The sequence below is a fragment of the Catenulispora rubra genome (assembly GCF_015356825.1).
In the GTDB taxonomy this organism is placed as follows: domain Bacteria; phylum Actinomycetota; class Actinomycetes; order Streptomycetales; family Catenulisporaceae; genus Catenulispora; species Catenulispora rubra.
On record NZ_JAACYW010000027.1, the window covers coordinates 40,478 to 66,605 of the forward strand.

Genomic DNA, 26,128 nt, shown 5'->3' on the forward strand with positions numbered 1-26,128 from the left:
GGCTGACCTGCACTCCCGCGCGCCGCCGTGGTCAGCGCAATTGCTGGGCCGGAGTGAACAACATCCGCTGCCCGAGCTCGGCGGCGGCCAGCGCGGCCATCACCGCGGCGGCGAGCAGCATGTACATCACGACGATCTGGTAGCGGATGGCCACCTCCGGCGACACCCCGGCCAGGATCAGACCGGTCATCGCCCCGGGCAGACTGATCAGCCCGACCACCTTCGTGGAGTCCAGCGTCGGGATCAGAGCGGTCCGCAGCAGCTCCCGCCGGTGCGGCGCGAACGCGGCGGTGGCACTGAGCCCGAGCGACAACCGCGCCTCGATGGCGGCGCGCTGACCCTTCGCCTCGGCCACCATGCGCGCCAGCGTGACCCCGGTCGCCGCCATCGCCCCGCTCACCACCATCCCCCCGACCGGCACCACGACCCGCGGCGTGGTCTGGATGACGCCGAACGCCATCAGCACCCCCATCGTCACCGCTGCGGCGACCGCCACGGCGGCGGTGGCGACGTACCGGGCGTGCCGCAGCCCCTTGCCCCGCCGCCCGGCGACCTGCCCCGCGATGACCACCATGACGGCCAGCCACGCGAACCCGCCGGGCAGCCCCGCGTGCTTGAACAGGAAGAGCAGCACCGCCCCGACCAGGAACAGCTGCACCCCGGCCCGCACCGCCGCGACCACGACCTCACGCGCCAGGCCCAGGCGCTGGCGCCAGGCGATGAGGACCGCGAGGCCGACCAGGCTGACGGAGAGGGCGACTCCGGTCCATTCGGGTACCGCGGGGCTGCTCATGCCGCGATCTTAGGGGGCGGGTCGGACAGGTCGGAGGTCGGCGCTGGAACTTTCAGGCGACCCGGATCCACCCGCTGCGAATTGGCCGGGGCGTCACGGCGGCGGAGGCCCCTACCTTGAGCGCCATGAGCGAAGTCATCGGCGAAGGCGCCCGGCTCGATCTGCCGAACTGGCAGATGGTCGTCAAGGTCGGCGCGGCAGACACCAACGGCGCGCTGACCGTCATCGAGGGCGTGTTGCCCTCCGGTCATCCGGGCCCCGCACCGCACATCCACGACGGCCACGACGAATGCTTCGTCCTGCTCGAAGGCCGCATGCGCTTCCGGGTGGACGCCGGATACCGCACGGCCGAGGCGGGCGACACAGTGTTCGCCGGTCGCGGACTCGCCCACGGTTTCGCCAACCCCTATCCCGAGTCGGCGCGCTACGTCGTCATGCTCACGCCGAGCGGATACGAGGACTACTTCGCCGAGCTCGCGGCCCGGATCGCCGAAGTCGGGCAGATGCCCGACCCAGACTGGACGGCGGCGCTCATGGCGCGGTACTCAACGCGGCCGGTGCCGGTAGTGGCCGATATCGACACGACCTGAAAGCCCGATCTACCGCCGCTGTACGCCGCCCGCCTAAGCATCCGCGTTCACATACTCGACCCCTGCGACCGGCCCGCTCTCCACCAGCTGCCCCTTCCGCAGCACCAGCGCGTCGTCGGCCATCCGCCGCACCTGCGCCGCGCTGTGGCTCACCAGGATCGCCGTCAGCCCGCCGCCGAGCAGCCCGCAGAGTGTTTCCTCCACCGCCGTCGCGGCCTCCGGGTCCAGCGCCGACGTCGGCTCGTCCAGCAGCAGCACCTCCGGGCCCACCGCCAGCGTCCGGGCCAGGCAGACGCGCTGCCCCTCGCCGCCGGACAGGCCCTCGGTCGGCCGGTCGTAGAACTCCTCGGCCAGCCCGACGCGCTTCAGCAGCCCCAGCGCCTCGTCGTCGGTCAGGTTCGGAGCCCCGACCCGCAGCTCCTCCGGCACCGTCGTCGTCACCAGCACCGGACGCTGCCCGACCAGCCCCACCCGCCGCCGCAGTTCCAGCACGTCCAGCGTGTCCAGCGGCGCGCCGTCCAGCAGCATCGTGCCGCCGCTCGGATCGTCGAGGCGGTTGAACAGCCGCAGCAGCGTCGTCTTGCCCGCGCCGCTGGGGCCGACCAGGGCCGTGCAGCGCCCCGGGGCGATGGTCGCCGTCACCCGGTCGATGATCAGGTGCCCCTCGCGCTGGACGGACACCTCGCGCAGATCGAACCGGCTCACGCCTCGAACCTCCCGCTCATCATCTGGTGCGTGGTACGGAATCCGAGCCGCGCGTAGACGCGCCGCGCCGGCTCGTTCGGGTGCCAGTGGCCGAGGGCGCAGAAGCCGTCGCCGTTCGCCAGCGAGCGGCGGGTCAGCCAGGCCGACACCGCCGCGCCGAGACCCTGCCCCCGTGACTCCGGCCGGGTCCCGATCGAGGCCAGGTAGCCGTTGCCGCCGTCGCGGCGGCAGTAGGCGCCGCACGCCAGCAGCACCCCCTCCGCGTCGCGCACCACGCCCCACGCCTGGATCGCCTCCCAGCCGGGCTTCGCCGAGTGCGAGGGGTTCGCGACCTTCAGGAAGCCGGCGATCTCGGCGTCGGCCGCGGGGGAGGGCAGCATCTCCGCGACGCGCTCCTCGCCGGGGATCGCCGGCAGCTCGACGCCCCAGGCCGGGTCGAACGCCATGAAGTCCCAGGTCTCCGGCTCCGAGAAGTCGTACGCCGCCATCTCGGTGCCGCGCGGCACGGAGAAGCCGTACGGCCGCCGCGGCAGCGACTCCAGCGCGTGCCGCAGCAGCGCGCCGGCCGTCTCCGGCGTGCCGATCACAGTCAGCCAGTCGACCAGCCCGGGGCCGTCCGCCGACCCGCCGAAGGCGAAGCCGCCGTCGGCCGCGACCCAGCCCACGCCCTGCTGCTCCAGCGACTCCTCCGGGGCGGCGTCGGAGCGCAGCAGGTGGTCGTCCCCGGCGACCGCGAACAACTCCTCGGCCGACTCCACGCGCCGTATCACGGGTTCCGTCATGGCGATCATTGTGACGGACTGCTCTGACGGACGGCTCTGTCAGCCCGGGGCGCTAAGGTCATGACGTGGAGCAGCTGGACTTGTTCGAGGAGGCGGGCACCGAGAAGGCCAAGAGCTCGGCCCCGCTGGCCGTGCGCATGCGCCCCCGGACCCTCGACGAGATCGTGGGCCAGAAGCACCTGCTGCGATCCGGCTCCCCGCTGTGGCGGCTGGTCCAGCAGGGCGACGGCGTCACCGTGCCGTCCTCCATCCTGCTCTGGGGCCCGCCCGGCACCGGCAAGACCACGCTGGCCTACGTCGTGGCCAACGCCACCGACCGCACCTTCGCCGAGCTGTCCGCGATCAACGCGGGCGTCAAGGAGGTCCGGGCCGTGGTCGACCGGGCCAAGCGCGAGCTGGGCATGTACGGCCGCGAGACGCTGCTGTTCCTCGACGAGATCCACCGCTTCTCCAAGGCCCAGCAGGACTCCCTGCTGCCCGCCGTGGAGAACCGCTGGGTCACCCTGGTCGCCGCGACCACCGAGAACCCGCACTTCTCCGTCATCTCCCCGCTGCTGTCCCGCTCGCTGCTGCTGACGTTGCAGCCGCTGACCGAGGACGACGTCCGCGAGGTCGTCCACCGCGCGCTGGCGGACGAGCGCGGCCTGGCCGGCAAGGTCACGCTCCCCGAGGACTCCGAGATCCACCTGCTCCGCATCGCCGGCGGCGACGCCCGCCGCGCGTTGACGGCCCTGGAAGCCGGGGCGGCCGGGGCGCTCGCCGCGGCCAAGGGCGAGGTCCCCGCCGAGCTCACGCTGGAGCTCCTGGAACAGGCGGTCGACCGGGCCGCGGTCCGCTACGACCGGGACGGCGACCAGCACTACGACGTCGCCAGCGCCTTCATCAAGTCCGTGCGCGGCAGCGACGTGGACGCCGCACTGCACTACCTGGCGCGGATGGTCGACGCCGGCGAGGACCCGCGCTTCATCGCGCGCCGCCTGGTGATCTCCGCCAGCGAGGACATCGGCATGGCCGATCCCAGCTCGCTCCAGGTCGCCGTGGCCGCCATGCAGGCCGTCTCCTTCATCGGCTGGCCCGAGGCGCAGATCACGCTGGCGCACGCCGTCATCCACCTGGCCCTGGCGCCGAAGTCGAATTCCGCCGTGAAGGCCATCGGCGCCGCGCTGGAGGACGTGCACAAGGGCCTGGCCGGTCCGGTGCCGCCGCATCTGCGTGACGCTCATTACTCCGGAGCCCAGTCCCTCGGGCACGGGAAGGGCTACGTCTACGCCCACGACGTCCCCGGCGGCGTGGCCGCGCAGCAGTACGCGCCCGACGCCGTGAAGGACCGCCGCTACTACGAGCCCACCAGGCACGGCGCGGAGGCCCGCTACTCCGACGTCTACGACCGTGTCAGGGCCATGCTGGGCGGTACCGGCTCCGCCAACGACCCCGCCCCCGGCGGCGAAGCCTCCTGACACGCCGACGGGGCGACGCCGTCGAGCCCCGTGCCGCAGAGCTCCCACCGCGCGATAGGGTGCTGTCTCCAAACGTAAAGCGTTTCGTCAATACCTATACCTATAACAAACTTCAGGGAGTCCCTGGTGTCCGCTGGCGCGATTGTCGGACTGGTGTTCGCGATCTTCTTCGCGATCGGAGTGTGCTTCTTCGCCTTCGTCCTGGTCCGCGTGGCCGAGGTGCTGAAGGAGACGACCAAGCTGGTCGCCGGCATCACCCAGGAGACCGTCCCGCTGCTGAACGAGATCACCGACACCGTCAAGAACGGCAACGCCCAGCTGGTGAAGGTCGACCACATCACGGACAACGTCGAGACGATGTCGAAGAACGTCTCCGGACTGGTCTCCACCGCCACCTCGGCGATCGGCGGACCGCTGGTGAAGGTGGCCTCCTTCAGTTATGGGGTGCGCGCGGCCATCACCTCGCGCAAGAATGAGGACGTGGCCAAGCGGGTCAAGGCCGAGCTGAAGGCGGACCGCAAGGCCCGTCGCGCCGACAAGAAGAAGGGATGACGCCTCCGATGTTCACAGGAACTGTGCGCCGCCTCTTCTGGGTGTCCATGGGCGCGACCGCGGGTGTGCTGGTGTTCCGCAAGGTCACCGCGACCGCGAAGGAGCTGACCCCGGCCGGCATCGCCGACCGGGCCGCGATCTCCGGCGGCGGTCTGCTGGACTCGGTCAAGGAGTTCTTCGAGGACGTGCGCGAGCGGGCGCACGACCGCGAGGAGGAGCTGAACGTCGCGCTGGGCATCGACGTGCCGCCGACCACCGACCGTGATCCGGAAGGTGACGGTTCCTCCAAGAAGGCGCGAGCTATCTAGGGCCGGTCGCCGCCCTGCTCGGCCGAACCGGCCCACCCCGACGCCCCGTCAATACTCGCGGCGCCAGGGTCGTTGCCCGACTCGCGCCGCATTTCCTAGAAGGCTGACAAGCTCATGGATTCCGCGGAGATCCACCGCCGCTGGCTCGACTTCTTCCAGAAGAAGGGCCATACGGTCGTCCCGTCGGCGTCGCTCATCTCGAACGACCCGACCACCCTGCTCACCATCGCGGGCATGGCCCCGTTCAAGCCGTACTTCCTCGGCGAGCAGCCGGCGCCCTGGCCGCGCGCGACCTCGGTCCAGAAGTGCGTGCGCACGCTGGACATCGAGGAGGTCGGCAAGACCACCCGGCACGGCTCGTTCTTCCAGATGTGCGGCAACTTCTCCTTCGGGGACTACTTCAAGGAGACCGCCATCCCGATGGCGTGGGAGCTGTGCACCACGCCGGTCTCCGAGGGCGGCTTCGGCCTGGACCCGGACAAGATCTGGGTCACCGTCTACCTCGACGACGACGAGGCCGAGGAGATCTGGAAGAAGACCGGCTTCCCGGCCGAGCGCATCCAGCGCCTCGGGATGAAGGAGAACTACTGGTCGATGGGCGTGCCCGGGCCCTGCGGCCCGTGCTCGGAGCTCTTCTACGACCGGGGCCCGGAGTTCGGCGAGGCCGGCGGCCCGGCGGTCAACGACGAGCGCTACATGGAGTTCTGGAACCTGGTCTTCATGCAGTTCGAGCGCGGCGCGGGCGGCGACAAGGGCGGCTTCCCGATCCTCGGCGAGCTCCCCAGCAAGTCCATCGACACCGGCCTCGGCCTGGAGCGTCTGGCGACGATCCTGCAGGGCGTCAACAACCTGTACGAGATCGACACCTCGCGGGCGATCCTGGACAAGGCGGCGTCCATCGCGGGCGTGACCTACGGCCGGGACACCAAGAACGACGTCTCGCTGCGCGTGGTCACCGACCACGTGAAGACCGCGACGATGATGATCGGCGACGGCATCACGCCGGGCAACGAGGGCCGCGGCTACGTGCTGCGCCGCCTGATGCGCCGCGCGATCCGCAACATGCGGCTGCTCGGCGCGCACGGCGCGACCATCAAGGACCTGACCGAGACCACCATCGAAGCGATGGGCCCGGCCTACCCCGAGCTGGTCGCGGACTCCTCGCGCATCGTCGCGGTGGCGGTCGCGGAGGAGACCTCCTTCCTGCAGACGCTGCGCACCGGCTCGGCGATGTTCGAGACGGTCGCGGACGAGGCGAAGAAGTCCGGCGGCACCGTGTTCTCCGGCGACCAGGCGTTCAAGCTGCACGACACCTTCGGCTTCCCGATCGACCTGACCCTGGAGATGGCCTCCGAGGCGGGCCTGAGCGTCGACGAAGAGGGCTTCCGCCGCCTGATGAAGGAGCAGCGGGACCAGGCGAAGGCGGACGCGCGGGCGAAGAAGACCGGCCACGCCGACATGTCGGCGTACCGGGAGCTGCTGGACACGGCGGGCCCGTCGGCGTTCACCGGCTACCACGAGGTCTCCTCCGAGGGCCTGCTGAAGGCGATGCTGGTCAACGGCCAGGTCGGCAGCTCCGCGCAGCCGGGCGACGAGGTGGAGCTGGTCCTGGACCGCACCCCCTTCTACGCCGAGGGCGGCGGCCAGCTCGCGGACCACGGCCTGATCCGGCTCGGCAACGGCGCGCTGGCCGAGGTCGTGGACGTGCAGAAGCCCGTCGGCGACCTGATCGCGCACCGGGCGATCGTGCGCGACGGCGAGGTCGTGCTCGGCAGCGAGGCGTGGGGCGAGGTGGACACCGCGCGGCGCGCGGCGATCTCCCGCGCGCACACCGCGACACACATGGTTCACAAGGCGTTCCGCGAACTGCTCGGCGAGACCGCGACCCAGGCCGGTTCGGAGAACTCGCCCGGCCGCTTCCGCTTCGACTTCGCCTCCCCGGGCGCGGTGCCGCACTCGGTGCTGGCGGACGTCGAGCAGCGGGTCAACGAGCTGCTGATCGACGACCTCACGGTCACCGCGCAGGTGATGAGCCAGCCCGAGGCCAAGGCCATGGGCGCGATGGCGCTGTTCGGCGAGAAGTACGGCGACCGGGTCCGCGTGGTCTCGGTCGGCGAGTGGGCGCACGAGCTCTGCGGCGGCACGCACGTGGACAACACCGGCCGCCTCGGTCTGGTGAAGCTGCTCTCCGAGTCCTCCATCGGCTCCGGCGTGCGCCGCGTGGAGGCGCTGGTCGGCACGGACGCGTACAACTTCCTGGCGCGCGAGCACGTCCTGGTGGCGCAGCTCGCGGAGGTCGTGAAGGCGCGGCCGGAGGAGCTGGTCGAGCGGGTCGGCGGCATCATGACCAAGCTGCGGGACGCGGAGAAGGAGATCTCCGCGCTCAAGGCGGGCCAGCTGCTGCAGATCGCGGGCTCGCTCGCGGACGGCGCGGCCGACGTGCACGGCGTCGCGGTGGTCACGCACCAGGCGCCGGACGGCGCGTCCGCGGACGATCTGCGCAAGCTGGTGCTGGACGTGCGCGGCCGGCTCGGCACGCGCCCGGCGGTGGTCGCGGTCGCGGCCGCGGCGGGGGAGCGGCCGGTGGTGGTCATCGCGACCAACGAGGGCTCCCGGGCCTTGAGCCTGAAGGCGGGCGAGCTGGTCCGCTCGGCGGCCAAGACCCTCGGCGGCGGCGGAGGCGGCAAGGACGACGTCGCGCAGGGCGGCGGCACCGACGTCACGGCGATCCCGGCGGCGCTGGAGGGCGTCGGCCGCGCGGTGGCGGAGAAGGTGGCCGCGTAGCGCGCGGAGGAAGTACGGGAAGCCGGGACGCGTAGGGCGCGTACGCTTTTCGGACGGCTTTTCGGACGGCTTCCGGGCCCGGGACCGGTCTTCGGTCCCGGGTCCTGTCACGGACGGTGATTCGTACCTTGTCATGCGGTGTCCGGCAAATCGGTTTATCGGCGCCGGAGGCGACAGCGGAGGCCGGAACCGGGTACGGTCACGGACGCGTCACGGTTGGAGTGGGCCGTGCCCGGACGGATGGAGGACCGCGGATCATGGAACTACCGGAGGTCCCGGAACCGTCTCCGCATCCCGTCCCGCAGCGCGAGATGCGCCGGGGCGTGCGGCTGGGGGTGGACGTCGGCACGGTCCGGATCGGCGTCGCCTCCTGCGACCGCGACGGCCTGCTCGCCACCCCGGTGGAGACGGTGAAGGCCGAGCCGCGCCGGGGCTCCCTGGACCGCCTGGCGGCCCTGGCCGCTGAGTACGAGGCCTTCGAGATCGTGGTCGGCCTGCCGCGTTCGCTGTCCGGCGGCGAGGGCCCGGCCGCGGCCAAGATCCGGGGCTACGCCCGGGATCTGGCCCGCCGCCTGGGTCCGCGGCGGCCGGTCCGGCTGGTCGACGAGCGGCTTTCCACGGTCACCGCGACCCAGGGGCTGCGCGCCTCGGGCGTCAAGGCCAAGAAGGGCAGATCGGTGGTAGACCAAGCGGCCGCCGTGGTTATCTTGCAGAACGCACTTGATGCCGAACGGATGTCCGGACGTCCGCCCGGCACGATGGTCCAGCTGGAGGACGGCAACTGATGAGCGACGGCGATTGGCGATACGGGGGCGACGCGCCTCAGGGGCGGGGCCGCCGGAGGGCCGATGGACAGCCGTCGGATCCGTATGACCAGGATCCGTCGTCGTACGAGCAGCAGCAGGGCCAGCAGGGTCAGCAGCAGTCCGGTTACGACCGCGGCTACGGCCAGCAGCAGGGTTCGTACGGTCAGCAGGGGTACGGACAGCAACAGCAGGGTGCTTACGGCCAGCCGGGGCAGCAGGCCCCACAGGCTCCGCAGGGCCAGGCCGGCCAGCAGGACCAGTACGGTCAGCAGCGTGGCTACGGCCAGCAGCAGCGCGGGTACGGTCAGGCGGGTCAGGCGGGCCAGCCGGGCCAGCCGGCCGCGCCGATCCCGGGCCAGCAGGCGCAGCCCGGCGCGGGCACCCGCGGCTACGGCCAGCCGCCGCAGCAGGGGCAGTACGGCCAGCAGGCGCAGGCGCCGCAGGGGTATGGACAGCAAGGGCAGCCGGGCCAGCCGGGTCAGCCGGGCCAGCAGGCGCAGCCGGGTTACCAGCAGCCCGGCTACGGTCAGCAGGCGCCGCAGGGCTACGGCCAGCCGGCCGCGCCGGCGGACGCCGGCGCCGGCGTCCCGCGCGGCGGCCGCCGCGCCGCCCGCCCGGGCCCGAAGGTCGTGCAGAGCGAGGTCATCGACCCCTACGCGCAGCCGTCGCAGGACCCTTACGGCGCCGGCCGGGCCACCACGACCGCGGCGGAGCCGTACACGGACGACGGGTGGGGCGACACCGGCACCTCGGCCCCCACCGACGACGGCTACGCCGAGCACGGCAGCGAGGGCTGGGACGACGGCGGCCGGGCCGGCCGCTCGCGCGGCCGCCGGGGCGGCCGGGGTCGCCGCGGCGGCGGCGCCGAGGAGGAGTACGGCCAGAGCGGCTACGAGCAGGGCTACGACCAGGGCGGCGGCGACTGGGGCGACCAGGACGGCTTCTTCGAGGACCAGCCCCCGCGCCGCCGCGGCGGCAAGCTGCGCGCCTGGGCGCCGCTGTTCGTGCTCGTCGGCATCCTGAGCCTGTTCGGCGGCTGCATGTACGCCGGCTACTCCTACTACAAGGGCAAGTACGGCCCGGCCCCCGACTTCACCGCCGCGGCGAACTGCACGGCCGCCGCGAAGGTCCCGGTCGACATCCCGCGCGGCGCGACCGGATCGCAGATAGCGAACGCCCTGTTCACCGCCGGCGTGGTGAAGAGCACGCGGGCGTACGTCAACGCGGCGAACCAGAACCAGGGCTCCTCCGGCATCACCGCCGGGACCTACTCGATCTGCCCGTCGCTCTCCGGCTCCAACGCCGTGCTGGAGCTGTTGAAGAAGTCGAACCTGTCCGACGCCTCGCAGATAATCGTGACTTCCCACGAGTGGGGCAAGGACGTCGTGGCAAGCATGATCGACAAGCGCAAGTGGAAGCAGGCCGACTTCGACGCGGCGATCTCGGGCAACACGATCGGCCTGCCGCCGTGGGCGGTGGACTCCACCACCCACAAGCCCACGATCGAGGGCATGCTCGAACCGGGCACCTACTCGCTGACGTCGGCCGACACGCCGAAGAGCGTGCTGACGCAGATGGTGGCGAACCGGATGGCGTACCTGAACCAGATCAACTTCGTGGCCAAGGCCGCGACGCTGACCTGCGGGACCGCCAAGTGCACGCCGGAGCAGGTGCTGACCGTCGCCTCGATCGCCGAGGGCGAGGTCACCGACCCGACCGACGGCGCCCGGGTCGCCGAGGGCGTCTACGCGCGCCTGAAGGCCAACGACCCGCTGGGCGTGGACTCCACCGCGCTGTTCGTGATCGGCCACCTCGGCCCCGGCAAGCTCCCGAGCGCGGCCCAGGTCCAGGACGCCACCAACCCGTACTCGACCTACGCGCCGCACCACGGCCTGCCCCCGACGCCGGTCTACCTCACGTCGGACGACATGATCAAGGCCGCGCTGGCGCCGACGCACGAGGGCGACTACTACTGGTGTGTCACCGCCACCGGCACGAACTTCTACACCAAGTACCAGCAGAAGCAACGCGACAAGGCCTGCTCCACTTCGCAATGAGGACCTTCGCAATGAGCACCGTCACAGTGCGGACCTTCGCAGTGAGGAACCCGACCTGATCCGCCACGCCGCCGTCCTCGGCAGCCCGATCGCGCACTCGCTGTCCCCGGTCCTGCACCGGGCCGCCTACGCCGCGCTCGGCCTGACCGACTGGACCTACGACGCGCACGAGGTCGACGAGGCGTCGCTCCCGGCCTTCCTGTCCGGCCTCGACGCCTCCTGGGCCGGCCTGTCCCTGACCATGCCGCTCAAGCGCGCGGTGATCCCGCTCCTCGACGAGGTGAGCGCGACAGCCCGCGCCGTCGAGGCGGTGAACACAGTGCTGTTCGCCCCGGACGGCTCCCGCACCGGCACCAACACCGACGTCCCAGGCCTGGTCAACGCCCTGGCCGAGCGCCACGTGACCGAGGCCGCCTCGGCCGCGGTACTCGGCGCCGGCGCGACGGCGTCCTCAGCCCTGTCGGCCCTGTCCGGCATCGCCAAGAGCGAGGTCGAGGTCTTCATCCGCAACCACGCCCGCGACCCCGAGGTCCACGCGATCGCCGAAGCAGTCGGCACCCCAGTCCGCATCCGCGACTGGCACGAGGCCGCAGCGGCCTTCGAGTGCGAACTCGTGATCAGCACCACCCCCGCCGGCGCGACCGACACCCTCGCCGCGGCGGTCCCGACAACCCCCGGCACCCTGTTCGACGTGCTTTACCACCCCTGGCCGACCCCACTCGCCGCCGCCTGGACGGCGCACGGCGGCGCCGTGCTGGGCGGCCTGGACCTGCTGGTGCACCAGGCGGTGCTACAGGCGGAGCTGATGACCGGCCGGGTCCCGGCGCCTCTGGCGGCGATGCGCAGTGCTGGGGAAGCGGCTTTGTCTGCGCGCTGAGGTCCGATCGCGCCGACGGCGCTGGACCGGCCGGGCGCTGGCGGCGATGCGAAGCGCGGGGCAAGCAGCTTCGTCTGCGCGCTGAGGTCCGGTCCTGGTGGCAGCTCGCTGGAGTAGTCCTGGGGCGAGGTGATCTTCGCGTGGGTGTCGCTATCCAGCCGGAATCGTATGTCCGCCTCAGGTGCTTCAGTTGCCTGAGCCGTTTCAACTGTTTTTAGCTGTCGGCCCGGACTGCCGTGACTGTCACAGTCGCATACTCCACCGCGAACTCCCCGCCGACCGCGTCCACCTCCGCGCCGATTGCCTCCTGTAGTGCGGCCACCTGATCGCGGGGCAGCAGTGCGTGGCCGCCGAAGGTCGGGAAGAGGTCCACCCACTCGGCGCTGGTGTAGGTGCGCTGCCACTCGTCGCGCCACTGGTCGGCGGGTTCGAAGCCGGCCTCGTGCAGGCGCTCGGCGGTGCTGGCCAGCAGCGGTGCGTAGATGTTCTTGCTGAATTGGGCGCCGCCGGTCCGGAAGGTCGGCATCTGCGGTTGGAGGTCGGCGTAGACCTTCGCGAATGCCTTCGCGAGGTCCGGCGGCAGCTGGAAGGCGTTCCAGAACAGCGCGATCCGTCCGCCGGGCCGTACGACGCGCGCGGCCTGTGCGGCGCCTGCCGCCGGATCGACCCAGTGCCAGGTCATGGCGGCGGTCAGGGTGTCGAAGACGCGGCCGGCCGGGTCCCAGTCCTCGAACTTCGCGATCTCGACGCGCAGGCCGCGCTCGGCCGCGAACGCCGCCATGCGCTCGTCCGGCTCGACGCCGGTGACCTCGCAGCCGGCGGCCTGGAACTGCCGGGCGGCGATGCCGGTGCCGCAGCCGACGTCCAGCACGCTGCGACCCGGCCGGTCGGCCACGATGCGCTCGATCAACGCACGCGGGTAGCCCGGCCGGGCGCGGTTGTAGCGCTCGGGGTCGTCGCCGAAGGACTCGGCGATCGGCTTGTCGGCAAGCGATTTGTCAGTGATCGGCTTATTGGCGAGCGGGTTGTCAGTGATTGGCATGTCGGCGATCGGCTTGTCTGCCTGCGGAATCGGCTCGCTGGGCTGCTCAGGCGGGGTGCCTCCGACTATAGTGACCATGTGCCCACTCTAATGGGCGCCTGCCCACTCGTCCAGGAATCGCCGCCGCAATCGTTGAAGGGACCCCGCCGTTGCCCACCGGCATCGCCATCCGCGACCCCCGCCAGCAGCTCTTCGACGCCGCCGAGCGGGTCCTGCTCGGCGCCGGCCCGGCCGCGCTGACCAGCCGCGCGGTCACCGACGAGGCCGGCGTGGCCAAGGGCGTGCTGCACCGGCACTTCGCCGACTTCGACGCCTTCCTCGCCGACTACCTCATCGAGTGCGCGCGCCGCGTGACCGACCGGGACGAGCGCCTGCGCGCCCGCGCCGGGCAGGGCGATCTCGCCGACAACCTGGCCGAGGCGCTGACCGACTTCTTCGGTTCGGTGGCGCAGCACGTGCTGGCGCTGGTGACCTTCCGCGACGGCCTGCGGGCCCGGCTGCGCGCGGCCGGCGTCCCCGGCCTGCCAGTGCTGACCGAGGGCACGCGCATGGTCGTCGGCTACCTGGAGGCCGAGCGTGCTCTGGGCCGGCTGCCCGCCGGGTTCGATCCCGAGCTCAAGACGCTGATGCTGATCGGGTCGACGCAGCTGGCCGCCGCCGGGCGCGACGACGGACCGCCGGCCTTCAGCGAGGTCCGGCGGTTCGTCGTCGAGGCGTTGGGCCTGGGGTAATTCAGCTAGTAGCGCCGGTGGTGTTGCCGGACGAGCTGGTGGGACCGCTGCTGCTGCCGCCGCCGCTCGGCGTGCAGCTGATGTCCACGGACCCGGCGCTCGTCGTGCCCCCGGGCGTGCCCGGCGCGCTCCAGGTGATGTCGACCGTGCCGGAGAGCCCCTTCTGGGCGCGCTGGTCGTCCCAAACTTTGAACTGATCTGTCACGGAGCCGTCGTGCGCGGTGATCGTCGCGCCGCCGGCGCCGCCGCCGACCACATGCCAGTGATAGGTGATCGGCACCGTGCCGCCGGCCGGCAGCCCGCCGACGGTGAACGTGACCGTCCCGGTCGGCAGATCAGCGGGCGGACACGGCCCGCTGTACTTGCCGTTCGCCATGGACGCGCTGGCCGAGATGGTCACCGCGACGCTCGGCGTCGTCGTCGGCCCGGTGCTCCCGGGCGGCGTGCTCGGAACCGTCGTCGAGTGCGGAGGCGGCGGCGGATAGCTGGGCCACGGTCCCGGCGAGCCCAGACTCGACAACGGCAGGCCGATCGGCGTCGCCGACGACAGCGGCGCCGTGACCGTCGTGGTCGCGGACGCCGGCGTGGTCGGGCCGCTGGTCGCCGACTTCGCGGAGGAACTGCTGTCCGCGCTGCTCGAACCGGGCGTTGGCGCGCCTCCCGCCGCCAGCCCCGGCGACGCGTCGTCGGTCACCGACGACGAGTCGGTGGGCGTCACGACCAGTTGCCCGGACGGCCCGGTAGCCGCCGCCGCGTGCTTCCCGGGAGAGAACGCCACGGCCGCGACCACCGCGCCGATCACCGCGATCGCGGCTGCGGCGAGCCCGGCCTTGGTGCCGCGCCCCATCCCCTCGCCGTCGTCGCCCAAGAGGCCGTGCGAGAGGTCTTCCTCGTACCAGATGGTCTGACCGGCTGACGTCCCGGCTATCGCGTTATCCGCGGGAAGCGCCGCTACCAGTGCGGCCAGCTCCTGCCGCCCGCGCTCCTCCCACTCCAATCCGTACTCCACGACCGCAGCCGCTTCCAGCTCCGCGAGGAAGTCCGCTGTGTCGCCAGGCCGCTCCACCGGGGTCTTGGCCAACCCCTGAGCCAGCAGCGGCCGCAACGCGGCGGGCACGTCGGCCACGGGTATCGGCGCCGCGCGGTGCAGCGTCTGCAGCTCGAACACGGAATCCGCCGCGTACGGCACGCGTCCCGTCAGGCATTCGTAGAAGGTCGCCGTGACCGCGTACATGTCGGTCACCGACCGCGGCGTCGCCCCCTCCCACAGCTCCGGCGCCATATAAGAAGGCGTACCGGCCGCCGGCATCATCGCCTCGGTCCGCACGGCGAGGCCGAAACCGCCCACCTTCGCGACCCCGTCGCTGCCGATCACCACGTTCGACGGCTGGTAGTCGCGGTGCACGACGCCGACCTCCTGCGCCGCGCCGAGCCCGGCCAGCGACGCCTTCATCACCGCGAGCGCCGCCTCCGGCGTCAGCGGCTTCAGCGGGATCGAGGTCGTCAGCACCCTCCGCAGTGCCGCGCCCTCCACCGCCTCGCTGATCAGTGCGATCGCGGTCGCGGTCGCCACCAGCTCGCGGACCCGCACCACGTTCGGGTGCTCCAGGCCCGCGAGCCGCGCCGCCTCGTCGCGGAAGCGCTCCCGGAACGCCGGGTCCGAGCACGGCTTGGCGCCCGGATACGTGATCGTGACCCGGTCGCCGCTCGCGTCGTGCACGGCCTCGACGACCCGGCCGGTCTCCCCAGTGCGGAGTACCCGGGTTTCGGTGTACCCGGGAACCGTCCATCCGGCCAACGCGCCTCCCAGAAAAGTCGTTACAGATCTTTATTTGGTGAATACAGATCAGCAGCCACGCCCGAGATTGCGCGGTTACCGTATCAGCCTGTGTACAGGTTGCGAATAACCTCTTCGATGTCTGCGTCCCGGATGGAGACGTCGAGCAACTCGTAGCGGCCCGCGATCGCGGCCACCAGAGCCGCCGCGTTCGCCTCGGCGGGGAACGCCAGCCACTGCCGCGCGCCGTCCACGCGCGTCACCTTCGCGCCCGGGACGTCGATCGCCGGGCCGGCCGCGGCCAGGTCCACGACCAGCGTCCGGTCCGGGGCCACCCGGGCCCGCAGCGCGGTCAGCTCGCCGTCGTAGGCGACGGTCCCGTGGTCGATGACCACGACCCGGCGGCACAGGCGCTCGATGTCGTCCAGGTCGTGGGTGGTGAGCACGATCGTCGTGCCCTGTTCTCGGTTCAGCTCGGACAGGAACTCGCGGACCACGGCCTTGCTGGTGACGTCCAGGCCGATCGTCGGCTCGTCCAGGTAGAGCACGGCCGGGTCGTGCAGCAGCGCCGCGGTCAGGTCGCCGCGCATCCGCTGGCCGAGGCTGAGCTGGCGCACCGGGGTGTCGAGCAGCGGCTCCAGTTCGAGCAGGGCGACGTAGCGCTTGAGGTTGGCGGCGAAGCGCGCGTCCGGGACGGCGTACATGCGGTGCAGCAGCGCGAAGGAGTCGCGCAGCGGCAGGTCCCACCACAGCGTGGTGCGCTGCCCGAAGACCACGCCGATGCGCCGCGCCAGCTGCTTGCGGTCCCGGATCGGCTCCAGCCCCGCGACGTGCAGCTTCCCGGCCGAGGGCGACAGGATGCCGGTGAACATCTTGATGGAGGTGGACTTGCCCGCGCCGTTGGGCCCGATGTAGCCCAGCAGCTCGCCCTCGGCGACGGACAGGTTCAGGTCGCGGACCGCCTCGACGGTGGTCCGCTCCCGTTTCAGGCGGCCGGCCTTCTTGCGCAGCGTGTAGGTCTTCGACAGGTTCTCGGCTTCGATGAGCACGGCGGTCAGCTCCCGGTGGATCGGTGGTGGCGCAGGGCGGCGCGCCAGGCGAGCAGAGCCAGGCCCCACAGGGCGGCGGCGAACAGCGGCCCGGCGAAGCGCAGGAAGGAGGGCGTGCCGAGCGGGTCGGCGTGGCCCAGGACGTAGAGCGTGGGCTGCCAGTTCACGTAGGCCAGCGGGAGACCGAAGGTCAGGAACAGCATCAGGTTCCGGCCGTACAGGGACAAGGGGTACGACGTCATGAACTGGCCGCCGTAGGTGACGCTGTTCATCACCTCCGAGGCGTCCGCAGCGACGATCTGGAAGGCGCCGACCAGGATCCACACCGCCCCGAAGACGGCCACCCCGACCAGCAGCGTGTAGGGCACCATGGCCACGCGCAGCAGCGTCCAGTGCACCGGCGCCCGAGCCACGCCGATCGCCAGCGCCGCGTACGCCGGGACCAACGGCGCCAGCCGCCGCGGTGTGAACTGGTCGGCGAAGACCTGCGGCAGCACCCCGACCGGCCGGACCAGCAGGCTGTCGAAGGTGCCCAGGCGGATGCGGTCGGCCAGATACTCGGTCCCGGTGAACAGCAGGTCGCTGGTGAAGAACGCGGCCTGCGCGGTCCCATAGAGGTACAGGGCCTCCGAGAGGGAGAACCCACCGAGTGAGTGGACGTTGCCGAACACGACCAGGATGCCGAACAGCTCCAGGCTGGCGGTGAGGAGGGAGTTGACCATCATCAGCACCATGGAGGCGCGGTACTGCAGAGCCGCGCGCGCCCACATGCGTGCCGTGAACATATAGGTCGCCACGACCCCCGGCGGCCTCTGCTCGAAGCGGTGGTCAATCCTGTGTTCAAGATGCGGCTCAGCCACCCTGGACCACCACCCGGTGCCGCGCTCGCCGCGTGACCAGCCGCCCGAGCAGCAGTAGTGCCGCGGCCCAGCCGATCTCGAACAGGTAGGCCCCGCCGACCGACGCGCCGGTCCGCTTCCCGAGGAACACGTCCGCCGGAACCTGCACCAGCGAGGCCCATGGCAGCGTCCGCGCAAGGTGCCCCAGCCAGGACGGGAACAGGACCAGCGGCACGATCATGCCGCCGAAGACCCCGGTCAGGACGTTCGCCAGCCCGGTCACGCCCTTCTCATCCAGCAGCCAGAAGCAGGACATCGCCACCAGGTAGCGCATGGCGAAGCTGACGATCGTCCCAAGGAACACAGCCACCAGAAAAGCGGCCCACACCCGCGGGTCCTTGGGGACGTGCAGATGGAACAGCAGCCCACCGATCACGAAGGGCACCACACTGCGCCCGAGCAGCGCGAACCCCGCCCGCCCCAGATCGGTCGCCAACCAGTAGTTCTGAAAATCGACGGGCCGGAACAAGTCCGTCCCGATGTCCCCGGACCGCACCCGAGCCGGGATGTCGAGCCCGTTGGTGAGCAACGACATCGGCCCGATCATCGCCTGCGCGAGGAAGACATAGGTGAGCACGTCGGCCAGGCCATAACCGCCGATGGTCGACCGCTGACGCCACACGGCGGTCATGATGAAGGCCTTGATGACACCGAACACGGTGTTGGCGAGCACGCCGCCGAACAACGCGCCGCGGTAGGTGAGATAGCGCCGGAAAGCTTGTCGGGTGATCAGGGCATAGACGACCAAGGGTCCTGTCCTTCCGGGGGCGAACTTGGCACTGTGCCAGCGCGCGGGTGCGCTGTGCAACGGGGTTTGCGGGGAACCACCCGCCGTCCACTCCCCGAACGCCGTCCGGCTCGCCAGTCGAGACGTGGAAGAATCGGGCCATGTCGCTACGCTGGCTCACCGCAGGTGAATCCCACGGCCCCGCCCTCACCGCGGTCCTAGAAGGACTCCCGGCCGGAGTCCAGACCTCCACCAAGGCCATCACCGACGCCCTCGCGCGCCGCCGCCTCGGCTACGGCCGCGGCGCGCGGATGAAGTTCGAGCAGGACCAGGTGACCATCCTCGGCGGCGTGCGCCACGGCCTCACCCAGGGCGGCCCCATCGCGATCCAGGTCGGCAACACCGAGTGGCCCAAGTGGGAGACGGTCATGGCCGCCGACGCGGTCGATCCGGAGGTGCTGGACGCGCAGGCGCGCAACGCGCCGCTGACCCGGCCGCGGCCCGGCCACGCCGACCTCGCCGGCATGCAGAAGTACGGTTTTGACGACGCCCGCCCCGTCCTGGAGCGGGCCTCCGCGCGCGAGACCGCGGCCCGCGTCGCGCTCGGCGAGGTGGCGCGCGAGTTCCTGCGCCAGGCCCTCGGGGCCGAGATCGTCTCGCACGTCGTCGGCATCGGCGGCGCCGAGTCCCCGCGCGAGGCCGTCCTGCCGCGCCCCGAGGACGTCGACAAGCTCGACGCCTCCCCGGTGCGCTGCCTGGACCCCGGCGCCGAGGCGGCGATGATCGCCGAGATCGACCAGGCGCACAAGGACGGCGACACCCTCGGCGGCGTCGTCGAGGTGGTCGTCTACGGCCTCCCGCCGGGCCTGGGCTCGCACGTGCAGTCCGACCGCCGCCTGGACGCCAGGCTGGCCGGCGCGATCATGGGCATCCAGGCCATCAAGGGCGTGGAGATCGGTGACGGCTTCCTGCTGGCCCGCACCCCCGGCTCGCAGGCGCACGACGAGATGGAAGCGGTCGCCAACGACCCCCTGGCCGTCCGCCGCCGCACCGGCCACAGCGGCGGCACCGAGGGCGGCATGTCCACCGGCGAGCTGCTACGCGTCCGCGCCGCGATGAAGCCCATCGCCACCATCCCCAAGGCCCTGGGCACCGTCGACACCGCCACCGGCGAGTCGGCCGTGGCGCACCACCAGCGCTCGGATGTCTGTGCGGTTCCGGCCGCCGGTGTCGTCGCGGAGGCGATGGTCGCGCTGGTGCTGGCCGACGCGGTGCTGGAGAAGTTCGGCGGCGACTCGGTCAAGGAGACCCGCCGCAACTACGAGTCCTACCTCGCGAACCTGCCGGTGCAGATCGCGGGCCCGCAGCACGGACCGGGGGCGCAGGCGTGAGCCCGGTCGTCGTCCTGGTCGGGGCCCCGGGCTCCGGCAAGTCCACCGTCGGCCGGCTCGTGGCCGACCGGCTCGGCGTCGCCTTCCGGGACTCCGACGAGGACATCGAGACCGCCGCCGGCCGGCAGATCTCCGACATCTTCGTCGAGCACGGCGAGCCGCACTTCCGCGCGTTGGAGAAGGCCGCGGTGAAGGAGGCGCTGGCCACCCACGACGGCGTCCTGGCCCTCGGCGGCGGCGCCATCCTCGACGCCGACACCAGGATCCTGCTCAAGGAGCACCGTGTCGCCTTCCTGGAGGTGACGCTCACCGACGCCGCCTCCCGCGTCGGCCTCAACCGCGACCGTCCGCTGCTGCTGGGCAACGTGCGCGGCACCCTGCTCAAGCTGATGGACGAGCGGCGTCCCCTCTATGAGGAGGTCGCCGTCCTGACCGTCCGCACCGACCGCGAGCCCGAAGAGGTCGCGGCGGAGATCATCGAAAGCCTGGGGAACCAGCAGTGAACGTCGAAGCGGCGGGCCCCGCGACCCGCATCAAGGTCGCCGGCGAGACGCCCTACGACGTCGTCGTCGGCCACGGCCTGCTCGGCGAGTTGCCCGGCCTGATCGGTCCCAAGGCCGTGCGGGTGGCGATCGTGCACCCGCGCGCGCTGGCCGCGACCGCCGAGGCGGTCCGCGACGACCTCATCGAGCACGGCGGCTACCAGGCGCTGACCATCGAGGTCCCGGACGCCGAGGAGGCCAAGTCGGTCGACGTCCTGGCCTACATCTGGGAAGTGCTCGGCAAGTCCACCTTCACCCGCACCGACGCCGTCGTCGGCCTCGGCGGCGGCGCCACCACCGACCTGGCCGGCTTCGCCGCCGCGACCTGGCTGCGCGGCGTCCGGGTGGTGCAGATCCCGACCACGCTGCTGGGCATGGTGGACGCCGCGGTCGGCGGCAAGACCGGCATCAACACCGCCGAGGGCAAGAACCTGGTCGGCGCCTTCCACCCGCCGGCCGGCGTGCTGTGCGACCTGGACACGCTGCAGACGCTGCCGGCCAACGACTTCGTCGCGGGCCTGGCCGAGGTCGTCAAGTGCGGCTTCATCGCCGACCCGGAGATCTTGCGCCTGGTCGAGTCCGACATCGAGGGCGCCAGGCGCTTCGACGGCCCGCACACCCGCGAGCTGATCGAGCGCGCCGTCGCGGTCAAGGCCGACGTGGTCTCCACCGACCTGAAGGAAGCCGGCCGCCGCGAGATCCTGAACTACGGCCACACCCTGGGCCACGCCATCGAGCGCAACGAGCGCTACCGCTGGCGCCACGGCGCGGCGATCAGCGTCGGCATGGTCTTCGCCGCCGAACTCGGCCGCGTCGCCGGCCGCCTCGACGACGCCACCGCCGACCGCCACCGCGAGCTCCTGACCGCGCTCGGCCTGCCGACCACCTACGACGGCCACGCCTGGCCGAAGCTGCTGGAGACCATGCGCGTGGACAAGAAGTCGCGCGCCGATACGCTGCGCTTCATCGTGCTCGACGGCTTGGCCAAGCCCGGCGTGCTGGAGGGCCCGGATCCGGCGTTGCTGGTCGCGGCTTACAGCGAGGTCGCCGAGGAACAGAGCGCTGGGGGAGTGGTGGACCTGTGAGCGAGCAGCACGAGCCGAACCAGCAGAACAAGCCGGACAAGCTCCGCAAAGTCCTGGTCCTCAACGGCCCCAACCTCGGCCGCCTCGGCAGCCGCGAGCCCGACGTCTACGGCTCCGTCTCCTACGCCGGTCTGGTCAAGGCCTGCGAGGCGGCCGGCGCCGAGCTCGGCTTCGCCGTCGAGGTACGCGAGACCAACGATGAGGGCGAGATCGTGCGCTGGCTGCACGAGGCCGCCGACGGCCGGCTGCCGGTCGTCATCAACCCCGGCGCGTTCACGCACTACTCGTACGCCATGCGCGACGCCGCCGCGCAGCGCACCGCGCCGCTGATCGAGGTGCACATCTCCAACCCGTACGCGCGCGAGGCCTTCCGGCACACGAGCGTCATCGCGCCGGTGGCCAGCGGGACCATCGCCGGGTTCGGGATCAACTCCTATCTTCTGGCGCTAAGAGCCCTGTCTGAGCTGCCGGAGTGAACGGAGCTTCGTAGTGTAGAGGGCATGACCGCTGACCGTACCGCCGCCGGACCCGCCGCCATCGCACCCGAGGCCTACGCCACCCGCCGCGAGCGGCTGCGGGCCCGGCTGGAGGCGGTGGACGCGGACGCCGCGCTGGTCACCAAGCTGGTGAACGTGCGCTACCTGACCGGCTTCACCGGGTCCAACGGCGCGGTGCTGGTCACCCGCGGCGGCGCGGTGTTCTGCACGGACTTCCGCTACGACACCCAGGCCGCCTCCGAGGTGCCGGACGTGGAGCGGATCATCGTCCGGCACTGCGCCCCGGCGCTGGTCGAGCGCGCTGCCAAGGACGGGCTGCGGCGGATCGCGGTGGAGGAGCACGAGATCACCGTCGAGGAGCACCGGCAGCTGTCCGCCGAGCTCACCGCGGCGGCGCCGAGCGCCCGGCTGGTCGGGCTCGGCCACGCGGTGGAGGAGCTGCGCCGGGTCAAGGACGAGAGTGAGATCGCGCTCATCCGCGAGGCCTGCGCCATCTCCGACCGCGCGCTGGCCGAGCTCACCGAGTCGATCCTGATCGGGCGCACCGAGCGGCACATCGCGCAGGAGCTGGAGCGCCGGATGACCGACCACGGCGCGGACGGCCGGGCCTTCGACACGATCGTGGCCTGCGGACCGAATTCCGCGGTGCCGCACCACCGGCCCGGGGAGCGCCGGGTCGGCGAGGGCGAGTTCCTCAAGATCGACTTCGGCGCGCTCTACCAGGGCTACCACGCCGACATGACCCGCACCTTCGTGGTCGGCCGGGCCCCGGCGGACTGGCAGGTCGAGGTCTACGACCTGGTGTTCGCCGCGCAGAAGGCCGGCCGGCAGGCGCTGGCGCCGGGCGCGCGGTGCGCCGACGTGGACGCCGCGGCGCGCGCCGTGATCGAGGCCGCGGGCTACGGCGAGTACTTCGGCCACGGGCTCGGACACGGCGTCGGCCTGGAGATCCATGAGGACCCGAGGCTGGGCGCGGGTCTGCCGGGTACACTGGATGATCGCACTCCGGTGACCGTCGAACCCGGGGTCTATCTGCCGGGCCGCGGCGGTGTCCGCATCGAGGACACCCTGGTGGTCCGGCCGAAGGCCGAGGGCGGTCCGGAGCTGCTCACCATTACCACCAAGGAACTGCTGGTGCTGTAGGCCGCTCCGAGCGGTCTGACTCGCCAGGGCCGGCAGTCGGGAAGCAGGAGTACACACCGACGTGGCGTCCACAAACGAACTCAAGAACGGCATGGTCCTCAAGATCGACAACCAGCTCTGGTCTGTCGTGGAGTTCCAGCATGTCAAGCCCGGCAAGGGCCCCGCCTTCGTGCGCACGAAGCTCAAGGCCGTGCTCTCGGGCAAGGTGGTCGACCGGACCTTCAACGCCGGCATCAAGGTCGAGACGGCCAACGTCGACCGCCGTGACATGCAGTACCTCTACCAGGAGGGCACCGACTTCGTGTTCATGGACATGGACACGTACGACCAGCTGCACGTCTCCGGCGACACCGTCGGCGACGCGGCCAACTACATGCTCGAGGGCACCATGGCCCTGGTCGCCACGAACGAGGGCACGCCCCTGTACGTGGAGCTCCCGGCCGCGGTCGAGCTCGTCATCGAGTACACCGAGCCGGGCCTGCAGGGCGACCGCTCCACCGGCGGCACCAAGCCGGCGAAGCTGGAGACCGGCTACGAGATCCAGGTCCCGCTGTTCCTGACCACCGGCGAGAAGGTCAAGGTCGACACCCGCGACGGTTCCTACCTCGGCCGCGTCAGCAGCTGATGGCCTCACCGCGGAGCAAGGCCCGCCAGCGGGCCCTGGAGATCCTCTTCGAAGCGGATCTGCGGGGCGTCGACCCGCGCACCGTCCTGGCCGACACCCTGGCGCGCATCCGCGCCCAGGGGCCCGAGGGTACGATCCCGCAGGTGCAGCCGTACGCGTCGACCCTGGTCGAGGGCGTGCTGGAGCATGTCGACAAGATCGACGACCTGCTCGACGAGCACAGCGAGGGCTGGGCTCTGGACCGCATGCCGACCGTGGACCGCAACGTCCTGCGGATCGGCGTGTACGAGCTGCTCTGGCAGGCCGACGTGCCCGACGCGGTGGTCCTGGACGAGGCGGTCTCGCTGGCGCGGCTGATGTCGACCGACGAGTCGCCGCAGTTCGTCAACGGGCTGCTCGCGCGGATAGCCGAGGTCAAGGACAGCTTGAAGCGGTAGGCAGGTTCTGCCGCCGGCAACGATGGAGGGCCCGTCTCGCGAATGTCGCATGTCGCGGGGCGGGCCCTTTCGTGATTTCGGACGCTGGGCGACCTATGTGTGGGTGGCTGGGGTGTGGCGGGTGCGGTTGGTTTGTGGGTTTTAAGGGCTTTTTACGGCTTCGCGCAGGTGTTGATGGCCTCGCTGGGGGACGCAGTTCGGTTGTGCCCCGAGTGTCGCGCTGGCGGCCGCCGGTCTGGATGGACAAGACCCGCGCCGGTCCGAGTCACTGCGCACACGTGGTGCGGGCGGCTGCCGGCCGCGTGTGGTGGGCACCAAAAATCAAAAGCAGGCGCCTGCGCGGCGAGCGGCCTCTGCTCGGAGGGATGACCAACCCCGCGCGCCGCCGCCGGTCTGAGTGTTGGTCGCCTTCGTCCCGGTTCCCTCATCGCTGTCGTCGCCGTGAACGGAATCAGCTCGGCCAGGCGGTATCAAGTCGGATCGCTGCTGCTGTGGCTGGGCCTCGTGCGACTTGACACCGCCTGTCCGACCTGATTGGCAGGGCCCGCCGACAGCGACGAGGGAACCGGGACAACCCCGCCTGTGGTGTGGACAGGGTCCACTCGGTGGCCACACGCGGCGGTGAGGCGTCGGGCAGGAGGTGCGGGAACCCCTTCCCACAGGCGGGGTTGTCCGGGGAACCCGGGACAGACGCGACCACAAGCAGCGTCCGCCGCCTGACTGCGCGGCGAGCGGCCCCCACTCCCCGGAGCGAGGCCGCTCGCCGCGCAGGTGCACCCGCTCGGAGTAGTGCAGATCACCGGCCGTCGCCCCGTTCGGCGTTAGGCGCGCGCCCGCGTGCTTGCTAGCGTCAGGGGCGACGGCGGTGTGCGTCGTCCGCATCGTGTGCAGCGAAGCCGGTGGGAATCCGGCGCTGTCCCGCAACTGTGAGCTCCCTTTCGCGGAGCGAGCCAGGTCGCCTCACGCGGTGTGCCAACGTTCGGCCCTCGCGGTTCGGGGCGGTCCGGCTGTGCGCTTCACGCCTCATCTGGGTCGGCGCGTGCTGTGCGGGTCGCGGATCAGCCGGAGGAGCTGACCTCGTGCATTCTCGTCTGCACATTTTGACTCGGCGGGTGGCCGTCGGTGTCGTCGCGGCGTCGGCGCTGTTGGTGGCCGGGTGTTCGTCGTCGAAGTCGGCGTCGGCGGCGGCCGGGGCCGGGGCGTCGACCGCCGCCACGTCCAGCGCCTCCGGTACGGCCGCGTTCCCGGCGACCATCACCGCCAAGAACGGTGCGGTGAAGCTGGCGGCCGAGCCCAAGAAGATCGTCTCGCTGTCACCGTCGGCCACCGAGGACCTGTTCCAGATCGGTGCGGGCTCGCAGGTGGTCGCGGTCGACGACCAGTCGAACTTCCCCGCATCCGCGCCGAAGACGACGCTGTCCGGCTACAAGCCGAACGCCGAGGCGATCGCGAAGTACAACCCGGACCTGGTGGTCGTCGCCGACGACAGTTCGCAGATCGTGGAGCAGCTCGGGAAGCTGAACGTCCCGGTGTTGTGGTTCGACGCGCCGAACACGCTCGACGACGCCTACAGCCAGATCACCGAACTCGGCGCCGCCACCGGCCACGCCGGCTCCGCGTCGAGCACGGTCGCGAGCATGAAGCAGCAGATCACGGCGGCCATCGCGGCCACGAAGAAGCCGGCCGGCCCCCTGAAGTACTACTACGAGGTCGGCACGCCGGGGAACTACAGCGCCACGTCGAAGACCTTCATCGGCTCGATCTTCGCCCGGTTCGGCCTCACCAACATCGCCGACCCGGCCGACAAGACCGGCGGCGGCTACCCCCAGCTCTCCGACGAGTACCTGGTCACCTCGGCCCCCGACCTGATCTTCCTGGCCGACACCAAGTGCTGCCAGCAGACCACCGCCACGGTCGCCGCCCGCCCCGGCTGGTCGGCGATCCCCGCGGTGAAGAACGCCGTGAAGGGCACCGTCGTCGGCATCGACGACGACATCGCCTCGCGCTGGGGCCCGCGCCTGGTGCAGCTGGTGCAGCAGATCGCGAAGGCCGTGAACCAGGCCCAGGGCTGAGCGAGGAGGAAATGAGGCGAGGGACGGATCCGGTGCCGGCCGACGTGAGCGGCGTCGGCGGCATGAGTGGCGTGGGCAACGGCGACTCCGCGCAAGCAGAGCACGGCGCTGCGGCGGCACTCGGATCCGGCGGTTCGCGGAGTTCGACCGAGGTTGATGGCAAGGCTGGCGGCGGTCAGGTAGGGCAGGTAGAGAGCAGTCGTGCAGCATCCGGAGCTGCTGGTTCGCCGAGCTTGGTCAGCGCTGATGGCAGGGCGGGCGGCGGTGCAGTAGGGCAGCGGCAGGCAGAGCACAGCGCCGGTGCGGTGAATGCACCTGTTGCTGGCGCACTGGTACCGGCGGGCGTGAGCGCTGTGGCGCACAGCAGCTCTGGTCGTCTGTTCGGCCGCCCGACCCGCCC

General features: G+C 71.3%; 25 protein-coding genes and 1 riboswitch. Of the genes, 17 read left to right on the forward strand and 8 right to left on the reverse strand.

The genetic code is table 11. From position 1 onward, the window contains the following. Window positions 1–31: 31 nt before the first annotated feature. Complete coding sequence (locus tag GWK61_RS10705; RefSeq protein ID WP_194907890.1) at window positions 32–793, reverse strand: ABC transporter permease; 762 nt, start codon at window positions 791–793, stop codon at window positions 32–34. Between the two features lie 125 nt (window positions 794–918). Here GWK61_RS10705 and GWK61_RS10710 point away from each other — a divergent pair, with 125 nt between their 5' ends. After that, the gene (locus GWK61_RS10710) at window positions 919–1,383 is read left to right on the forward strand and encodes a cupin domain-containing protein (protein ID WP_194907892.1); all 465 of its coding nucleotides are present in this window, start codon (window positions 919–921) and stop codon (window positions 1,381–1,383) included. 33 nt (window positions 1,384–1,416) lie between these two features. Here the strand turns inward: GWK61_RS10710 and GWK61_RS10715 are convergent, their stop codons facing one another. Next, complete coding sequence (locus GWK61_RS10715) at window positions 1,417–2,088, reverse strand: ABC transporter ATP-binding protein (RefSeq protein WP_194907903.1); 672 nt, start codon at window positions 2,086–2,088, stop codon at window positions 1,417–1,419. Next, window positions 2,085–2,870 carry a GNAT family N-acetyltransferase gene (locus tag GWK61_RS10720; RefSeq protein WP_194907905.1) on the reverse strand — a complete coding sequence of 262 codons (786 nt, stop codon included), beginning with the start codon at window positions 2,868–2,870 and terminating at the stop codon, window positions 2,085–2,087. Before GWK61_RS10720 ends, GWK61_RS10715 begins: the two co-directional genes overlap by 4 nt. A 65-nt stretch (window positions 2,871–2,935) precedes the next feature. On the opposite strand from GWK61_RS10720, the gene GWK61_RS10725 reads away from it, so the two are divergent. The 7 genes from GWK61_RS10725 (at window position 2,936) to GWK61_RS10755 (ending at window position 11,711) form a co-directional block, all read left to right on the forward strand. Beyond that, window positions 2,936–4,327 (forward strand): replication-associated recombination protein A, encoded by a 1,392-nt coding sequence (locus GWK61_RS10725; protein WP_194907907.1) that lies wholly within the window; start codon window positions 2,936–2,938, stop codon window positions 4,325–4,327. 126 nt (window positions 4,328–4,453) lie between these two features. Then, a complete protein-coding gene (locus tag GWK61_RS10730; RefSeq protein ID WP_194907910.1) occupies window positions 4,454–4,879 on the forward strand; it encodes a DUF948 domain-containing protein in 426 nt (141 codons plus the stop codon). Between the two features lie 8 nt (window positions 4,880–4,887). Continuing rightward, a complete protein-coding gene (locus GWK61_RS10735) occupies window positions 4,888–5,187 on the forward strand; it encodes a hypothetical protein (protein ID WP_194907912.1) in 300 nt (99 codons plus the stop codon). Window positions 5,188–5,301: 114 nt separating this feature from the next. Beyond that, window positions 5,302–7,971, forward strand: coding sequence for an alanine--tRNA ligase (alaS, locus tag GWK61_RS10740; RefSeq protein WP_194907914.1), 2,670 nt, complete (start codon window positions 5,302–5,304; stop codon window positions 7,969–7,971). Between the two features lie 257 nt (window positions 7,972–8,228). Further along, window positions 8,229–8,756 (forward strand): Holliday junction resolvase RuvX, encoded by a 528-nt coding sequence (gene ruvX / locus GWK61_RS10745; protein WP_228562077.1) that lies wholly within the window; start codon window positions 8,229–8,231, stop codon window positions 8,754–8,756. Then, window positions 8,756–10,834, forward strand: a complete 2,079-nt coding sequence (locus tag GWK61_RS10750) for an endolytic transglycosylase MltG (protein ID WP_194907916.1) — start codon at window positions 8,756–8,758, stop codon at window positions 10,832–10,834. The genes ruvX and GWK61_RS10750 overlap by 1 nt, the downstream gene beginning before the upstream one ends. Before the next feature lie 55 nt (window positions 10,835–10,889). Beyond that, the gene (locus tag GWK61_RS10755; RefSeq protein ID WP_194907976.1) at window positions 10,890–11,711 is read left to right on the forward strand and encodes a shikimate dehydrogenase; all 822 of its coding nucleotides are present in this window, start codon (window positions 10,890–10,892) and stop codon (window positions 11,709–11,711) included. Window positions 11,712–11,925: 214 nt separating this feature from the next. Here the strand turns inward: GWK61_RS10755 and GWK61_RS10760 are convergent, their stop codons facing one another. Then, complete coding sequence (locus GWK61_RS10760) at window positions 11,926–12,831, reverse strand: class I SAM-dependent methyltransferase (RefSeq protein WP_228562078.1); 906 nt, start codon at window positions 12,829–12,831, stop codon at window positions 11,926–11,928. A gap of 71 nt (window positions 12,832–12,902) precedes the next feature. Between GWK61_RS10760 and GWK61_RS10765 the strand changes: the two genes are divergently transcribed. After that, on the forward strand, window positions 12,903–13,484 hold the full coding sequence (locus GWK61_RS10765; RefSeq protein ID WP_194907918.1) for a TetR/AcrR family transcriptional regulator: 582 nt from the start codon (window positions 12,903–12,905) through the stop codon (window positions 13,482–13,484). Between the two features lies 1 nt (window position 13,485). On the opposite strand, the gene GWK61_RS10770 is transcribed toward GWK61_RS10765, so the two are convergent. From GWK61_RS10770 to GWK61_RS10785, 4 genes are all read right to left on the reverse strand, one after another. Continuing rightward, entirely contained in the window at window positions 13,486–15,282 is a 1,797-nt protein-coding gene (locus GWK61_RS10770) for a serine/threonine-protein kinase (protein WP_194907920.1), read from the reverse strand. An 83-nt stretch (window positions 15,283–15,365) separates the two neighbouring features. Further along, on the reverse strand, window positions 15,366–16,319 hold the full coding sequence (locus tag GWK61_RS10775; RefSeq protein WP_369125576.1) for an ABC transporter ATP-binding protein: 954 nt from the start codon (window positions 16,317–16,319) through the stop codon (window positions 15,366–15,368). Further along, on the reverse strand, window positions 16,316–17,095 hold the full coding sequence (locus tag GWK61_RS10780; protein ID WP_194907931.1) for an ABC transporter permease: 780 nt from the start codon (window positions 17,093–17,095) through the stop codon (window positions 16,316–16,318). The genes GWK61_RS10775 and GWK61_RS10780 overlap by 4 nt, the downstream gene beginning before the upstream one ends. A 67-nt stretch (window positions 17,096–17,162) precedes the next feature. Next, window positions 17,163–17,957 (reverse strand): ABC transporter permease, encoded by a 795-nt coding sequence (locus tag GWK61_RS10785; protein ID WP_194907939.1) that lies wholly within the window; start codon window positions 17,955–17,957, stop codon window positions 17,163–17,165. Between the two features lie 140 nt (window positions 17,958–18,097). Between GWK61_RS10785 and aroC the strand changes: the two genes are divergently transcribed. The 8 genes from aroC (at window position 18,098) to GWK61_RS10825 (ending at window position 25,728) form a co-directional block, all read left to right on the forward strand. Further along, window positions 18,098–19,327 carry a chorismate synthase gene (aroC, locus tag GWK61_RS10790; protein ID WP_194907950.1) on the forward strand — a complete coding sequence of 410 codons (1,230 nt, stop codon included), beginning with the start codon at window positions 18,098–18,100 and terminating at the stop codon, window positions 19,325–19,327. Then, a complete protein-coding gene (locus GWK61_RS10795; RefSeq protein ID WP_194907952.1) occupies window positions 19,324–19,830 on the forward strand; it encodes a shikimate kinase in 507 nt (168 codons plus the stop codon). Before aroC ends, GWK61_RS10795 begins: the two co-directional genes overlap by 4 nt. Continuing rightward, window positions 19,827–20,954: a 3-dehydroquinate synthase gene (aroB, locus tag GWK61_RS10800; RefSeq protein WP_194907954.1), complete on the forward strand. Its 1,128-nt coding sequence runs from the start codon at window positions 19,827–19,829 to the stop codon at window positions 20,952–20,954. Before GWK61_RS10795 ends, aroB begins: the two co-directional genes overlap by 4 nt. Continuing rightward, a complete protein-coding gene (gene aroQ / locus GWK61_RS10805; RefSeq protein ID WP_194907956.1) occupies window positions 20,951–21,430 on the forward strand; it encodes a type II 3-dehydroquinate dehydratase in 480 nt (159 codons plus the stop codon). The genes aroB and aroQ overlap by 4 nt, the downstream gene beginning before the upstream one ends. A 24-nt stretch (window positions 21,431–21,454) precedes the next feature. After that, complete coding sequence (locus GWK61_RS10810; protein WP_194907958.1) at window positions 21,455–22,594, forward strand: aminopeptidase P family protein; 1,140 nt, start codon at window positions 21,455–21,457, stop codon at window positions 22,592–22,594. Between the two features lie 61 nt (window positions 22,595–22,655). Beyond that, window positions 22,656–23,219: an elongation factor P gene (gene efp, locus GWK61_RS10815; RefSeq protein WP_194907960.1), complete on the forward strand. Its 564-nt coding sequence runs from the start codon at window positions 22,656–22,658 to the stop codon at window positions 23,217–23,219. Next, window positions 23,219–23,656, forward strand: coding sequence for a transcription antitermination factor NusB (nusB, locus tag GWK61_RS10820; RefSeq protein WP_194907962.1), 438 nt, complete (start codon window positions 23,219–23,221; stop codon window positions 23,654–23,656). The genes efp and nusB overlap by 1 nt, the downstream gene beginning before the upstream one ends. A gap of 895 nt (window positions 23,657–24,551) precedes the next feature. Beyond that, window positions 24,552–24,611, forward strand: a riboswitch (cobalamin riboswitch). Window positions 24,612–24,735: 124 nt separating this feature from the next. Then, a complete protein-coding gene (locus tag GWK61_RS10825) occupies window positions 24,736–25,728 on the forward strand; it encodes an ABC transporter substrate-binding protein (protein WP_194907964.1) in 993 nt (330 codons plus the stop codon). The last annotated feature ends 400 nt before the right edge of the window (window positions 25,729–26,128 follow it).

What these genes read in the sequence shown, in the direction of transcription:
- GWK61_RS10705 (WP_194907890.1), bottom strand. Translation starts at nt 793, where the DNA reads ATGAGCAGCCCCGCGGTACCCGAATGGACCGGAGTCGCCCTCTCCGTC.
- GWK61_RS10710 (WP_194907892.1), top strand. Translation starts at nt 919, where the DNA reads ATGAGCGAAGTCATCGGCGAAGGCGCCCGGCTCGATCTGCCGAACTGG.
- GWK61_RS10720 (WP_194907905.1), bottom strand. Translation starts at nt 2,870, where the DNA reads ATGACGGAACCCGTGATACGGCGCGTGGAGTCGGCCGAGGAGTTGTTC.
- GWK61_RS10735 (WP_194907912.1), top strand. Translation starts at nt 4,888, where the DNA reads ATGTTCACAGGAACTGTGCGCCGCCTCTTCTGGGTGTCCATGGGCGCG.
- alaS (WP_194907914.1), top strand. Translation starts at nt 5,302, where the DNA reads ATGGATTCCGCGGAGATCCACCGCCGCTGGCTCGACTTCTTCCAGAAG.
- ruvX (WP_228562077.1), top strand. Translation starts at nt 8,229, where the DNA reads ATGGAACTACCGGAGGTCCCGGAACCGTCTCCGCATCCCGTCCCGCAG.
- GWK61_RS10750 (WP_194907916.1), top strand. Translation starts at nt 8,756, where the DNA reads ATGAGCGACGGCGATTGGCGATACGGGGGCGACGCGCCTCAGGGGCGG.
- GWK61_RS10760 (WP_228562078.1), bottom strand. Translation starts at nt 12,831, where the DNA reads ATGGTCACTATAGTCGGAGGCACCCCGCCTGAGCAGCCCAGCGAGCCG.
- GWK61_RS10780 (WP_194907931.1), bottom strand. Translation starts at nt 17,095, where the DNA reads ATGTTCACGGCACGCATGTGGGCGCGCGCGGCTCTGCAGTACCGCGCC.
- aroC (WP_194907950.1), top strand. Translation starts at nt 18,098, where the DNA reads ATGTCGCTACGCTGGCTCACCGCAGGTGAATCCCACGGCCCCGCCCTC.
- GWK61_RS10810 (WP_194907958.1), top strand. Translation starts at nt 21,455, where the DNA reads ATGACCGCTGACCGTACCGCCGCCGGACCCGCCGCCATCGCACCCGAG.
- nusB (WP_194907962.1), top strand. Translation starts at nt 23,219, where the DNA reads ATGGCCTCACCGCGGAGCAAGGCCCGCCAGCGGGCCCTGGAGATCCTC.